The organism is Acetivibrio mesophilus, assembly GCF_004102745.1.
Classification (GTDB): Bacteria; Bacillota; Clostridia; order Acetivibrionales; family Acetivibrionaceae; genus Hungateiclostridium; species Hungateiclostridium mesophilum.
Genome location: NZ_RLII01000002.1, coordinates 243,023 through 256,472, shown reverse-complemented (window position 1 = coordinate 256,472; position 13,450 = coordinate 243,023). Strand labels below are relative to the sequence as shown.

Sequence of the window (13,450 nt, the reverse complement as noted above, 5' to 3'; positions counted from 1 at the left end):
TTTGATTTTTACCGATGAATATATCAAGTTAAATACAAGATGTATATATCAAGTTATAAATAATGGATGCAATACTTAAAATACAATCTTGCGTAATCTCTAATATTAATATATTATTAAGTATTGAGGGAATAAATGTTACCCAAATTATGAACTTTGAATGATATCTATATAAATTGGCATAGAAACACAAGTAAAGTTTTTCTATTACGAATGAAAAAGAAGGGGGACTTAAGTTGCTGGAGTTTGATATTGATATGGAACAATTTGCCCAGATAAGAGTTATTGGTGTTGGTGGTGGAGGAAACAATGCTGTTAATAGAATGATAACTGCAGGACTGCGTGGAGTGGAATTTATTGCAATAAATACTGATAAACAGGCTTTATTTTTATCGAAAGCAAACACAAAGATACAAATTGGCGACAAATTGACAAAGGGACTTGGAGCGGGAGCTAATCCCGAAATTGGCGAAAAGGCTGCCAATGAGAGTAGGGATGAAATTGCTCAGGCAATTAAAGGTGCGGATATGGTTTTTGTAACTGCCGGTATGGGCGGAGGAACAGGAACCGGAGCTGCTCCTGTAGTTGCAGAGATTGCCAAGGAAATGGGCATTCTAACTGTCGGAGTAGTAACAAAGCCCTTTATGTTTGAAGGTAGGAAGAGGATGCAGCATGCTGAAAGAGGAGTAGAAACCCTTAAAAATACTGTTGATACTCTGGTTACAATACCGAATGACAGGTTGCTTCAGGTGGCTGAAAAGAAGACGTCCATTGTTGATGCCTTCAAGATAGCGGATGATGTATTAAGACAGGGTGTGCAGGGTATATCCGACCTTATAGCTGTACCTGGTCTGGTAAATCTAGACTTTGCAGATGTCAAAACAATTATGCTTGACACAGGTCTTGCCCATATGGGTATTGGAAGGGCATCCGGCGATAACAGAGCTGAAGAGGCAGCTAGGCAGGCAATTCAAAGTCCTCTTTTAGAGACATCTATTGAAGGGGCAAGAGGGGTTCTGCTTAATATTACCGGCGGAGCCGATCTTGGATTGTTTGAAGTTAATACTGCAGCTGAGTTGGTGCAGAAATCGGCGGACCCTGATGCAAATATTATTTTTGGAGCAGTTATCGATGAGAATTTAAAGGATGAGATTCTAATCACTGTAATTGCTACAGGGTTTGACAAGGTTCCTGTGATTAGGAAGCCTGAAAAGCCAGCTGTGGCAGAGAATACGCCTTCTACTGCAGCTCAAGCTGAAAAGACTTCGACAACTCAGGTAGGATCGGATGAGTTGGAGATACCGACTTTCTTAAGAAGGAATAGGTTTAAGTAAATACTTTTTAACTATAAAAGCTAGGGACATTGAGGCCCTTCGCTTTAGTCTCTTTTATTTCATTCTAAGGGGCTAAAAAAGCGCAGGAGTATATCGAAAAGGATATACTCCTGCGCTTTTTTGTCATAAGATTTTTTTATTCTATGCTTCAGTTTTACAAAATAAATATAAATTTATCTGTATAATCAATAATAAAAATACATGCTTTTGCATATATGTTATTTAGGATAGTGTTTTATGTAAGGTGTTATAAGAAAAAATTTCTCTATGCTTTTGCCAGATTTGGGGGTTGAGAGAATGAAAATATACATTGATGTATTGGTGATGGAAAACATAGTTATGAATTATCTTATACTATTGCTTACTGCTAAGTTCATAAGACACAAAACATCTCATCTTAGATTGTTTTTGGGAGCTCTGGTAGGAGCGATATATGTTGTTGTCCTGATTTTGATGCCTGATTTAAAGATGTATTATACCACTTTAGCTAAATTTGCTTTGTCCCTTTTAATTATTGCGATAGCTTTTTCTCCGGAAAAGCTAGGACTTTTTATTAAGACACTGGCAGTATTCTATGTTTCAACATTTATATTTGCAGGTGCCGCTTTTGCATTCCTCTATCTCAATCAAACGGGAGGATTCATTAGGAATGGAATAGTATACATATGGAGTTCAAAAGGAACTACTCTCTTTTTTACTGTAGCAACTGTCGGGATAATCATAAAGATCTTCTGGGACATAGTACAGCAAAGATTCTCGAAGGAAAAGCTTCTGATACCTTTGAAAATTGCTTTCGGAAAGGGGACCATCGATTTGCATGCTCTGGTTGATACCGGCAATTCCCTTTATGATCCGTTGACCAACTCACCTGTGGTAGTTGTAGAGTTTAATGCCATAAAGAATATACTGCCCATGGAGATTCAGAGTATTTTTGATGAGGCAAAGGAAAATGATTTAGACAGTGTGACTCAAATTGTATCCGACTCTAGGTGGTTGTCCAGGTTCAGACTCATACCCTTTACATCTCTGGGTAAAGAGAATGGAATGTTGATTGGATTCAGACCGGACTATATTGAGGTGGGGGAAAATACGGAGAAGAAGGGAGTAACGGATGTGATTATCGGTATTTATAACAGAGCGCTGTCTAAGAATAATAACTATAATGCACTTCTTAGCCCGGAGCTAGTTTAGATAACAACTTTTCAACTACCAATATAATTATTACGAAAGGGGAATATGATATGGTCTTTTTTAAGAAGCTGAGGCTTTCGCTGATGGTAAGGTATATTAATTTGCTGAGCAAACTGAAACTTTACAACAATTATCCTATTTACTACATTGGGGGGAGTGAGGCTCTTCCGCCGCCGCTGACCAATGATGAGGAAACCTATCTTTTAAGCAAGCTTGAGAAAAGCGATTTTGGAGTAAAATCAATTTTGATAGAAAGAAACTTGAGGCTTGTGGTTTATATTGCCAGAAAATTTGAGAATACTGGGGTAGGGGTGGAGGACCTTGTCTCCATTGGTACTATTGGGCTTATCAAAGCGATTAACACCTTTAACCCCAATAAGAACATAAAGCTTGCTACATATGCCTCAAGGTGTATTGAAAATGAAATACTTATGTACCTGAGGCGAAACAACAGGATGAAGACGGAGATTTCAATAGATGAGCCGCTAAACATAGATTGGGACGGAAATGAGCTGCTTCTTTCGGATATTCTTGGAACGGAGAATGACCTAATCCATAGAAGTATTGAGGATGAGATAGACAGAGAGCTTCTTGCAATGGCAATGAAAAAGCTGTCCTTAAGGGAAAAAAAGATAATGGAGCTAAGGTTTGGACTTACAAATGGTGGAGTTGAAAAGACCCAGAAGGAAGTGGCCGATATGCTTGGGATTTCCCAGTCATATATTTCTAGATTGGAAAAAAAGATTATCAGTAGATTAAGAAAAGAAATAAGCAGGATGGTGTAATTGTAAAAAAATACAAGATAAATTCAGCCTTAGAATTTGCAACAAGTACAGGTCTTGTCAAGGTGTTTTTGTGAAATTTTGTAGTCTTTTTAGCAGTATAAAAATGACCTTCGTGGCAATAATGATACTGACTTTAAATTATTGCCGGGAGGTTTTTTCTATGCTTATCAATAAAGTTGAAATATGTGGTGTGAATACATCTAAACTGCCAGTACTTAGCAATGAACAAAAAAAGGTTCTCTTCGAAAGAATGCATAATGGAGATACCTCGGCAAGAGAGGAATTTATAAAGGGAAATCTGAGGCTTGTATTAAGTGTTATACAAAGATTTAACAATAGAGGAGAATATGTTGATGACCTTTTTCAGGTTGGTTGTATAGGTCTTATTAAGGCAATTGACAATTTTGATGTTACTCAGAATGTTAAGTTTTCAACATATGCTGTCCCCATGATAATTGGAGAAATACGAAGGTATCTAAGGGACAACAACTCCATCCGTGTAAGCAGATCCTTAAGAGATATTGCCTATAAAGCGCTTCAAGCAAAAGAAAGGCTTACGAACAAGAATTCAAAAGAGCCTACCATAGAGGAGATTGCTAAAGAGCTGGGCATCGCAAAGGAAGATATTGTGTTTGCCTTAGATGCAATACAAGATCCCATTTCCCTGTTTGAATCTGTGTACCATGATGGCGGAGATGCAATTTATGTAATGGATCAGGTTAAGGACGAAAAAAATCATGATGAAAACTGGCTTGAAGGTATAGCTCTAAGTGAAGCTATGAGAAAGCTCAATGACCGGGAAAAGCTTATATTGAATCTGCGCTTTTTTGACGGTAGAACCCAGATGGAAGTCGCTGAAGAAATCGGGATATCCCAGGCACAGGTTTCAAGGCTTGAGAAAACTGCACTCATGCATATGAGAAAATATATTTAGTAGGTTTCTAAAAGAAAAAGGTAGTCAGTCTTATATGAAAAGTCAGAGTCTAAAAATAGTAGGTTTAGATCTATAATAAAGGAGTCAAGGAACAGTGCAACATATTCGCTGGCCTATGACTCCTTAATTAATAGGACAATATTAATAAGACAATAAAATCCTTATAACATATCATTTTCCATAAAATCATATATTAACGTAGAGGTTTAAGTAACAGTATGCGGTGGTGATATCATGAACAGGACGTCTGACTTTAGAGAAAAGGAAGTAATTAATATAAAGGACGGAAGGAGGCTTGGATTCGTAGGTGACGTGGAGATAAATCTCCAAAGCGGTAGAATTGAAGCGATTGTGATTCCCGGCGGTGGAAGACTGCTTGGGCTTATCGGAAGAGAGAACGAATGCGTAATACCCTGGGAAAAGATTAAAAAGATCGGAGAAGATATCATTTTGGTGGAAATGGATGATAGGTTTATAAGAAAACACTTTGAATAAATACTAAATCAATAATAGTATTTATTTAAAACTGTTTATAGTGTATTATATATAATAAGATTTAGTATTTGATGCAAATTAATGTACTATAAAAGCTGATTTCATAGGGTAATTGTAGAAGGAGGGATGTAATGAAGTGCCCATATTGCGGTTTTATAGAGGATAAGGTTATCGACTCAAGGCCAACAGATGAAGGTTCGGCAATACGAAGGAGAAGAGAATGCTCCAAGTGCGCAAAAAGGTTTACTACTTATGAGAAGGTCGAGAGTCTGCCTATTATGGTCATAAAAAAGGATAAGAGCAGGCAGACTTTTAACCGAGAGAAGCTTTTGAACGGAGTTTTAAGGGCATGTGAAAAAAGACCGGTATCTATTGGCCAGTTGGAGAAACTGGTTGAAGACATTGAAAGTCAGATTTGCAATTCTTTGCAGAGGGAAGTTACATCCAAGCATATCGGAGAAATGGTAATGGCAAAGCTGAAAAACCTAGATGAAGTCGCTTATGTGCGGTTTGCATCGGTGTACAGGCAATTTAAGGATATAAATACATTTATGGACGAGCTTCGCAAGCTTCTAAACGAGAAATAAGAATATTGGGACGCAGTAACAAATCTAATTCACAAATGAGGAAAGAGTGATTGCTATGAGTGAAGTGTTGGAAAGGAATCTGTCTCTCTTAAAGGAATACCAGCCTGATACATACAATAAACTTGACAGATATATTAAGGGAGAGTATGCTCCAAAGGACAATTCGGTGGAAAGAATACTTCTGGCACGTCAAGACGAGCTTGTGATAAACATTATGGCAAGGTGCTTTAAGAAGGATTATTTGCTCTGTGACCATGAAGACCCGATTAATGAGGCTTATGCCTGGATTGATAAATATATTGACCCCTCAAACAAGGCAGATATTGTCTTTGGAATGGGGATGGCATTTCATCTTGAAGTACTTCTTACAAGCTTTCCAAATAAAAAAGTTATTATAGTTGAACCTAATATGGATTTGTTTTATCAGATTCTCTCTATAAGGAATCTCGAACCCATTATTAAAAAGGCTGAAATCATTGTGGATGAAGACCTGGATGTCATACTGGACAGGATAAATTCCTTGTTCTGGGATACGGAAAAGGGTGGCATTCAAGTGCAGCCCTTTGAGGTATATGGAGAAATGTTTCCCCATATGTGGGACGAGCTTAGGGACAGTTTTATTAAGCTTGCGAACAATTTCACTGTGGATATTGCAACTAGAAGGGGTTTTGGAGGGCTGTGGGTACACAATAATATAAAGAATCTTAATAAGATTTATGAAGCATCCGATGCTGGAATCCTAATCGACAAATTTAAAGGTATTCCAGGTATATTGGTATCGGCAGGACCTTCCCTTGAGAAAAACATCCACCATCTAAAAGGTCTCGAGGATAAATGTGTTATCATGGCAGCAGGAACAGCGGTGCGGATTATGGAAAGCTTTGGTTTGTCGCCGCATTTTATGGTGGGAATAGATGCGGGGGATAAAGAAGGGGATATACATAAAAATGTAAAGAACAAGGATACCTATTTTATTTATTCAAATCAGGTATCTACATATTCTGTAAAGGGCTATACCGGCCCCAAATTTGTTATGAATTATCCCGTTGACATGTATACGGCAGGCTTCTTTGAGTATGCAAATATTAAGACAGACTTTTTCCTTAGTGGACCGTCGGTTGCCAATACTTGCTTTGATATTTTATTTAAGATGGGCTGCGATCCCATTATAATTATCGGACAAGACATGGCTTTTACTTTTGGAAGCATGTATGCGGGCCAAGCACCGGGGACAATCATAAACAATACCGAAGATATTCAAAAAAGAGGATATATCCTTACTAAGGATATTTATGGAAATGAGGTATATACTACCCGACCTTTTCTTGCAATTAGAAACTGGTTTGAAGGGTATTTTGAAAAGGTTGGGGAAAAGACTACGATAATAAATGCTACTGAAGGAGGACTGAATATTTCATATGCTCGAAATGAAACTCTTGAAGCTGCCTTAGAGAAATGTAAGTTATCTGATGCTGGTGTTAAAAATAATATCAAATTGTTGCATGAGGAAGGGAGATTCTCTGCTTCAATTGCTTCAAAAGTTCAGGACTACAGGGCAGATGTTCAGAGGGAGATAAGAAGGCTTGAACAGCTCTCTATAAGGCAAATTGAGACGGTAGACTACCTTAGGAGAGATGTTTATCATCCGTCAAAAAATCGCTCAAGGTTCGTTAAGGCTGTTAATTCAATAAATGAAATGTCGGACAGGGTTCTCGAATCTCCGATATACCATTCTCTTCTTAAGAACCTTGTGGAAATTGATTTTTATCTTATAAAAGCTGAGGTGGAAAGAACAGTAAAGACGTTAACAAAATACGAGGATATTAAAAGTGTTTATATAAACGCTATTCTAAGTCAGAATGAGAAGCTTAATTCAAGCCTTGAGAAGCTTAAGGAATTCTTTAATGAACAGTAATCATTATTATTTAATACAGTGACATGGTTTGTTCAATGTGGTATAATTATCTTAAAAAATACCATAAACGAGGTGCATATGATGAAAAAATGGTTATGTGTTTTGGTTGTAGTCGTTTTAGCAAGTACATGTTTTATGGCGTACGCAGCAGAGACAAATCAGTGGACAGCATTAAAGGCAACGTTTAAGGTTTTTGTAAAAGGAGAGGAGTTTCAATCCCAGGACCCGATAGTGGCTATCAATGGAAGAACATATTTGCCTCTAAAGGCAATAGGTGATGTGTTGGGGGTCGATGTAATCTGGAATGAGGAACTAAGACGGGTGGAAGTGGCAATGACAGGCAATGAAAGCGGTCGGGAGATGGATGTGGTAATTGGAGGAATTAAAGCCAAGCCCGGTGATACCGTGGAGATACCTGTGAGATTTGAAAACATACCTACCCAAGGGATACAGACTCTGAATTTCAGTCTACACTATGACAGTAAAGTTATGGAGGTTCTAAAGGTAGAACCGGGCAGTATAGTTACGGACCCTAAGAATAATTTCGATTATAACGTAGTTTATGAAGATTCTGAAATACTAATGATCTTTGATGATGACAAGCAAAAGGGAGAAGGCTTAATAAAGACTGACGGTGATTTTGCTAAACTAACTGTCAAAATAAAATCTGATGTTTTTAGTGGCAGTGGAGCGTCAAGGAAGTTCAGTTTAATTGCTTTTGGCGATATCAATTTCTGTGATTATGATTTGAATCCTATTTTTTGTGAATTAAAAGACGGTAAAGTGGAAATTGTAGAATGACATGCTATACATATGTAGATGTTAAAGATTAAGAGGGACTAAAATGGTCTCTCTTTTTTTGGCTTCTTGGAGTGAAATGAAAGAGGTAAAAGCGAAGGGACTCGATGTTTCTAGCTTTTATTTTTTTGTAACACATTAATTACAGTTAACATAAGATATAGAAAGAAGTTTTGTATCGAAAGGAGAGAATCTTATGTCAAAATTTGGAGGGTTTTCGGGAGGCAGCTTCTCAGGATTACTGTCAAATTATATAGGTGAGACTGTAACCATATTTACTAAAAGTGGCGGTCAGTCAGGAGCTGGTTTTACCGGGGTAGTTCTTTCCGTTAACGAGTGTTTTGTAAGACTGATAACAAGGATTGGTCCACCTCCGGGATGTGCTCTAGGTAACGCATGTAGTGGATTTGATGTTGGAAATGGGTATGAAAGAGGTATTGCACCTGAAGGCGGTGGATGCGGTATAAGCGGTGGTTATGCCGCAGGATATGGAAAAGGATACAGCCCAATACTTCCTGCCAATGAAAATGGTGCAGTAACGGCCGGCGGATGGAATGGTTATCCTGTATATACAGTCGGTTCGGTAACAGATATACCTATAGACAGCATAGTATCCTTCGTCCATAATGCGGTATGATAATATATTAAAAGTGGTCAATAAAATCCGGGAATCTCCCGGATTTTATTCCATTTGAAATTTTCTATAATTAGTTATCGTCGAGTTGGTCAATTTTGACGATAAATATTTAGTAGGAATAATACGCCTTTTTACTATAAAAAAGCAACAATGAATACTTGATTTTGATAACAAAGGAGGCAAGGTTATGAAAAATATCCTTGATAAGCTAAAGGGAAGCATTGCTAAGATCTTTGTGATGTATTTTATTGCTGTAGTCATAATTTTTGGTTTATCACTAAAACAGGGTAATTCGATTTACAATGAAAACAAGATGAAGGGGGAAAGGGTTGTACAGGAAACCCAGGAAGCAATCATTGACCAGATGGATATAATTAATGAGCTTTATTCCAGACAGGTCAAATCAAGTATGAATGTTTTAATTAGAACAGGTTTATCTATTGGAGTACCAAATACCAGAGATGAGATTAGCTTTTCAGGAAAGACTGTCCCGCAATTATTTCTGGGAGAACACTCCATTGTGGGAAATTATGAACTGGTAGATAAAATAGCCGGTGAAACCGGAGCAACTGCGACTGTTTTTGTTAAATCAAGGAGTGGGGAATTTGTTAGAGTAAGTACAAATGTAAAACAGGACGGCGATTCAAGGGCGATAGGTACTGTACTTGACCCAAATGGACAGGCTTTTGAATACATAGTTAACAGAAAACCCTTTTATGGAATGGTTGATATACTGGGCAAACCGTATTTTACAGGTTATGAGCCCATGTATAATGCTAATAATGAAATTATCGGAATATGGTATGTAGGGTTTCCGACAGAGCAGATACGTGTGCTGGCAAAAACTATAGAAGGTAAAAAGCAGTTTGAAAACGATTGTTATGTTATTATGGATATGAATGAAAGAATAGTGGCAAAGTCCAACGATATGAAAGATGAGGATATATTAAGCCTGCTAAAGGGAGGTAAAGATGCAAAAGAGTGGGATATAACGGTGAAAGACTATGAACCTTGGGGATATAAGATAATTTCACTTATAAAAACATCTGATATTGATAATATTGCAACAAGAGAGAAGTTAGAGGTCATCGTCAATATCGGTATAATATTTTTGATTTTTAGTTTATTCATTTTCTTCTTTCTTTTCACTACAAAAAAAATGAATAAAAAAATATTGACATTGGCTAATAACCTCTATGAATCCAGTTGCTTAATATTATCCACATCATCACAACTTGCGATGACAAGTCAACAATTGGCGGAAGGCAGTGCGGAGCAGGCAGCAGCAATTGAACAGACCTCTGCGACCATGCAGGAGACCTCAACAATGATAAAGCAAAATGCCGAAAACACGAAGAAGGCATCGGCCTTATCCGATAAAACTGCCCGGTCGTCGGATGAAGGATATCAGCATATGCTCGATATGAACAACTCAATGAATGAAATTAAGAAATCCAGCGATGAGATGGCAAAAATAATAAAAGTTATAGATGATATAGCCTTTCAGACCAATATTTTAGCGCTGAATGCGGCGGTCGAGGCTGCAAGGGCCGGGAGTGCTGGAGCCGGGTTTGCGGTTGTTGCCGAAGAAGTTAGAAACCTGGCGCAAAGAAGTGCTAAGGCTGCAAAGGACACGGCGGAAATAATTGAAAGAAATATTACTCTGTCCACCAAGGGAGTAGAAATTAGTACGTTAGTCAGTAATTCATTCAAAGAAATAAACGAAAACGCAGATAAAGTAAGCGGTCTTGTAGCAGAAATATCCGTCGCAAGCGAAGAACAAGCAAACGGGAGTGAACAATTTGCCCAATCCATAATTCAGATGGAGCAGGTAATACAGCAAAATGCTGCGGCAGCGCAGGAAAACTCTGCTTCGGCCCACGAATTGGAGACTCAGTCAGAAAAAATACTGCATATGGTTTCAGAACTTAATATTCTGGTAAAAGGTAAAAGAAGCAACATAGAAGGTAAAAATAAAAATATCAAGATTGATATGTGACCCAAAAAGTGTATATGATTTTAGGTCAGATGTTGTTATGTACAAAGGAAGTAATCTTATCTATGGGAATTATGGCAAATGCCCCTGTACTGCCCAAAGGAGCATTGAGATTAGGCTGTCCGATGCTGCTATAGGGCAAATCGGGATACATAATGCAGAAATTGCTCAAGGAACATGAGGGGGGAGGGGCAATGGAGGTAATAAGCTCAACGTACACTTCATTTGCAAATAAGAGTATACCTGTAAAACCTGCTCCTGAGATTCCTCCGGATTCAACAAATATAGTTACGGTTTGACCGATATAATTTGATATATGGGCTGAAAAACAGGCATTAATAGATAAAACCGGCTTGTTTATAACAGGGATTATTTCACAGTCAGGCTCCCGCCTGATTTTTTTTATTTCGGACTTTACTCTTCTTCTTAACCTTCTTCTAAAGAAAAACATTTAACATTCCTCCCATACATTTATGGCTTATTCCATGATAAAAGGACAATGTCTACTGAAGCACTATAATATATCATAGCTTAAAATCCTGAAAATGGTTACTATTGCAGAGAATAATATATCAAATAAGGAGTTAAGTGTTATAATGGGCTTACTGTCATTTATTATTAGATAAAGAGAACAGATTATCAATAAAAGATGTAGAATTTGCACTTATTATGGTATAATTATGTGGCGATATTCGGATAAATTGGTTTTGCTTTCAATTTATTTACCTACTGATAAGAAAGGTTGTGGGGGAAGATGCTTTCGAAAATAAAAAGTATGGGCCTAATGGGTATGGATGGATATGTAGTGATTGTCGAAACGGATATTAGCAATGGAATTCCCTCCTTTGATATGGTGGGGCTCGGAGATACCGCTGTAAAGGAATCCAAGGAGCGGGTACGGGCAGCTATAAAAAATGCAGGTTTGGAGTTTCCGATAAAGAGAATCACGGTAAATCTTGCACCTGCCGACAAGAGAAAGGAGGGATCTGCCTTTGATCTGCCAATAGCCTTAGGAATACTTACAGCTACGGAACAGATTAGGGACAACAATCTTGATAGGTATGCATTCTTAGGAGAGCTTTCTTTGGACGGAGGAATAAAACCTGTAAAGGGCATACTTCCCATGGTTTTATGTGCAAGAGACAACGGTGTGGATAACATAATTCTTCCTTTGGAAAATGCGGACGAGGCGGCGGTTGTAAAGGATATTAATGTTCTTCCGGCCAAAAATATAATAGATGTAGTGAACCATTTAAACGGAGCGTCGGAGATTGGGAGGCATGAAGTGGATGTTGAATCATTTTTTAACAGGAGTTTTGATTATGATGTGGATTTTGCCGATGTAAAGGGACAGGAGACTGTAAAGAGAGCTCTTGAAGTTGCGGCCAGTGGAGGGCACAACTGCCTGATGATTGGTTCACCCGGATGCGGTAAGACAATGATTGCTAAGAGACTTCCCACAATTCTTCCTTTTATGACATTTGAAGAAGCTCTGGAAGTAACAAAAATTCACAGTATTGCCGGTAACCTGCCTGCAAATACTTCTCTTATTACCCAGAGACCTTTCAGGGCTCCCCATCATTCAATATCCAATGTCAGCCTAATCGGAGGTGGGAAAATACCAAAGCCCGGTGAGATCAGTCTTGCCCATTATGGTGTACTGTTTTTGGATGAGCTACCGGAGTTTAATAAGGATGCTTTGGAGGTGTTAAGGCAGCCTCTTGAAGATGGTGTAGTGACCATTTCGAGAATTAATGCCACTTTGACCTATCCCGCAAGGACCACATTGATATGTGCGGCTAATCCGTGTAAATGCGGCAATTACCTTGAGGATGCAAAAGAATGTACCTGTACTCCAAAGCAGATTCAGCAATACTTAGGGAAAATTTCCGGGCCTCTTCTGGACCGGATAGACCTGCACATAGAAGTTGCATCGGTGAAATATAAGGATCTTGAAAGTCAGGAGGAGGGAGAAAAGTCAAGTGTTATAAGGGAAAGGGTAAATCGAACGAGAAAAATACAACAGGAAAGATATAAGGGGCTTGGCATTTTTTCAAACGCGGAGCTTTCACCCTCAATGATCAAGAAATTTTGCAAGCTGGATGACAATTGCAAAGGAATTTTGCGAAATGCTTTTGATAAGCTGGGATTAAGCGCAAGGGCACATAACAGAATTCTTAAAGTTGCCCGTACTATAGCAGACATGCAGGAAAGTGAGAATATAAAGGCGAATCATCTGTTAGAAGCAATTCAGTACAGGAGTCTTGATAGGAAAAAGTGGAGCGAACCGTGTTGAATTAAACATACAGTGAATCAATAAAAAATATTATATTAATACAGGAGGAATTTGAAATGAAATCTTATAGAAAGGAACTTACTTTTAATCTCCCTTCAAGAAGGGCATATGTAAACATCACACCTCAGGTGCAGGCATGTATTGATGAGAGTGGTATAAAAGAGGGGCTTGTTTTGGTTAATGCTATGAATATTACGGCAAGTGTCTTTGTAAATGACGATGAACCGGGGCTGCATCAAGACTTTGAAAAATGGCTTGAAACTTTGGCACCGGAAAAACCATACAGTCAATATAAGCACAATGGATACGAAGATAATGCCGATGCTCACTTGAAACGTCAGATAATGGGGCGTGAAGTGGTGGCGGCTATTACCAACGGCAAGCTGGATTTTGGAACATGGGAGCAGATATTTTACGGAGAGTATGACGGTAAGCGCCCAAAAAGAGTACTGGTAAAGATAATTGGTGAATAAGCAAGTATT

The 13,450-nt window shown here is 38.3% G+C and carries 13 protein-coding genes; 12 read left to right on the top strand and 1 reads right to left on the bottom strand.

All coding sequences use genetic code 11. The features are described 5' to 3' along the window. Positions 1-236: 236 nt before the first annotated feature. From ftsZ to EFD62_RS03365, 10 genes are all read left to right on the top strand, one after another. Positions 237-1,334 (top strand): cell division protein FtsZ, encoded by a 1,098-nt coding sequence (ftsZ, locus tag EFD62_RS03410; RefSeq protein ID WP_069194020.1) that lies wholly within the window; start codon positions 237-239, stop codon positions 1,332-1,334. Between the two features lie 297 nt (positions 1,335-1,631). Next, positions 1,632-2,525, top strand: a complete 894-nt coding sequence (gene spoIIGA / locus EFD62_RS03405) for a sigma-E processing peptidase SpoIIGA (RefSeq protein ID WP_069194019.1) — start codon at positions 1,632-1,634, stop codon at positions 2,523-2,525. Positions 2,526-2,575: 50 nt separating this feature from the next. Further along, positions 2,576-3,310, top strand: coding sequence for an RNA polymerase sporulation sigma factor SigE (gene sigE, locus EFD62_RS03400; RefSeq protein ID WP_069194018.1), 735 nt, complete (start codon positions 2,576-2,578; stop codon positions 3,308-3,310). A gap of 160 nt (positions 3,311-3,470) precedes the next feature. Continuing rightward, positions 3,471-4,244 (top strand): RNA polymerase sporulation sigma factor SigG, encoded by a 774-nt coding sequence (gene sigG, locus EFD62_RS03395; RefSeq protein ID WP_069194017.1) that lies wholly within the window; start codon positions 3,471-3,473, stop codon positions 4,242-4,244. 234 nt (positions 4,245-4,478) lie between these two features. Then, complete coding sequence (locus EFD62_RS03390) at positions 4,479-4,739, top strand: YlmC/YmxH family sporulation protein (RefSeq protein WP_069194016.1); 261 nt, start codon at positions 4,479-4,481, stop codon at positions 4,737-4,739. Positions 4,740-4,870: 131 nt separating this feature from the next. Further along, positions 4,871-5,326 (top strand): transcriptional regulator NrdR, encoded by a 456-nt coding sequence (gene nrdR / locus EFD62_RS03385; protein ID WP_128705734.1) that lies wholly within the window; start codon positions 4,871-4,873, stop codon positions 5,324-5,326. Positions 5,327-5,381: 55 nt separating this feature from the next. Next, the gene (locus EFD62_RS03380; RefSeq protein ID WP_128705733.1) at positions 5,382-7,241 is read left to right on the top strand and encodes a motility associated factor glycosyltransferase family protein; all 1,860 of its coding nucleotides are present in this window, start codon (positions 5,382-5,384) and stop codon (positions 7,239-7,241) included. Positions 7,242-7,319: 78 nt separating this feature from the next. Then, the gene (locus EFD62_RS03375) at positions 7,320-8,042 is read left to right on the top strand and encodes a cohesin domain-containing protein (protein ID WP_235832552.1); all 723 of its coding nucleotides are present in this window, start codon (positions 7,320-7,322) and stop codon (positions 8,040-8,042) included. 193 nt (positions 8,043-8,235) lie between these two features. Continuing rightward, the gene (locus tag EFD62_RS03370; RefSeq protein ID WP_069194014.1) at positions 8,236-8,676 is read left to right on the top strand and encodes a hypothetical protein; all 441 of its coding nucleotides are present in this window, start codon (positions 8,236-8,238) and stop codon (positions 8,674-8,676) included. Positions 8,677-8,863: 187 nt separating this feature from the next. After that, positions 8,864-10,675, top strand: a complete 1,812-nt coding sequence (locus EFD62_RS03365) for a methyl-accepting chemotaxis protein (protein ID WP_128705732.1) — start codon at positions 8,864-8,866, stop codon at positions 10,673-10,675. 25 nt (positions 10,676-10,700) lie between these two features. Here EFD62_RS03365 and EFD62_RS03360 read toward each other — a convergent pair whose 3' ends face one another. Beyond that, positions 10,701-11,123: a hypothetical protein gene (locus EFD62_RS03360; protein ID WP_069194012.1), complete on the bottom strand. Its 423-nt coding sequence runs from the start codon at positions 11,121-11,123 to the stop codon at positions 10,701-10,703. A gap of 303 nt (positions 11,124-11,426) precedes the next feature. On the opposite strand from EFD62_RS03360, the gene EFD62_RS03355 reads away from it, so the two are divergent. Beyond that, entirely contained in the window at positions 11,427-12,968 is a 1,542-nt protein-coding gene (locus EFD62_RS03355; RefSeq protein WP_128705731.1) for a YifB family Mg chelatase-like AAA ATPase, read from the top strand. Between the two features lie 56 nt (positions 12,969-13,024). Continuing rightward, complete coding sequence (locus tag EFD62_RS03350) at positions 13,025-13,441, top strand: secondary thiamine-phosphate synthase enzyme YjbQ (RefSeq protein ID WP_069194010.1); 417 nt, start codon at positions 13,025-13,027, stop codon at positions 13,439-13,441. The last annotated feature ends 9 nt before the right edge of the window (positions 13,442-13,450 follow it).

Bases quoted from the DNA above. Each gene is read 5' to 3' on its own strand.
- spoIIGA (WP_069194019.1), top strand. From the start codon at position 1,632: ATGAAAATATACATTGATGTATTGGTGATGGAAAACATAGTTATGAAT.
- sigE (WP_069194018.1), top strand. From the start codon at position 2,576: ATGGTCTTTTTTAAGAAGCTGAGGCTTTCGCTGATGGTAAGGTATATT.
- sigG (WP_069194017.1), top strand. From the start codon at position 3,471: ATGCTTATCAATAAAGTTGAAATATGTGGTGTGAATACATCTAAACTG.
- EFD62_RS03390 (WP_069194016.1), top strand. From the start codon at position 4,479: ATGAACAGGACGTCTGACTTTAGAGAAAAGGAAGTAATTAATATAAAG.
- nrdR (WP_128705734.1), top strand. From the start codon at position 4,871: ATGAAGTGCCCATATTGCGGTTTTATAGAGGATAAGGTTATCGACTCA.
- EFD62_RS03380 (WP_128705733.1), top strand. From the start codon at position 5,382: ATGAGTGAAGTGTTGGAAAGGAATCTGTCTCTCTTAAAGGAATACCAG.
- EFD62_RS03375 (WP_235832552.1), top strand. From the start codon at position 7,320: ATGATGAAAAAATGGTTATGTGTTTTGGTTGTAGTCGTTTTAGCAAGT.
- EFD62_RS03370 (WP_069194014.1), top strand. From the start codon at position 8,236: ATGTCAAAATTTGGAGGGTTTTCGGGAGGCAGCTTCTCAGGATTACTG.
- EFD62_RS03365 (WP_128705732.1), top strand. From the start codon at position 8,864: ATGAAAAATATCCTTGATAAGCTAAAGGGAAGCATTGCTAAGATCTTT.
- EFD62_RS03360 (WP_069194012.1), bottom strand. From the start codon at position 11,123: ATGTTTTTCTTTAGAAGAAGGTTAAGAAGAAGAGTAAAGTCCGAAATA.
- EFD62_RS03355 (WP_128705731.1), top strand. From the start codon at position 11,427: ATGCTTTCGAAAATAAAAAGTATGGGCCTAATGGGTATGGATGGATAT.
- EFD62_RS03350 (WP_069194010.1), top strand. From the start codon at position 13,025: ATGAAATCTTATAGAAAGGAACTTACTTTTAATCTCCCTTCAAGAAGG.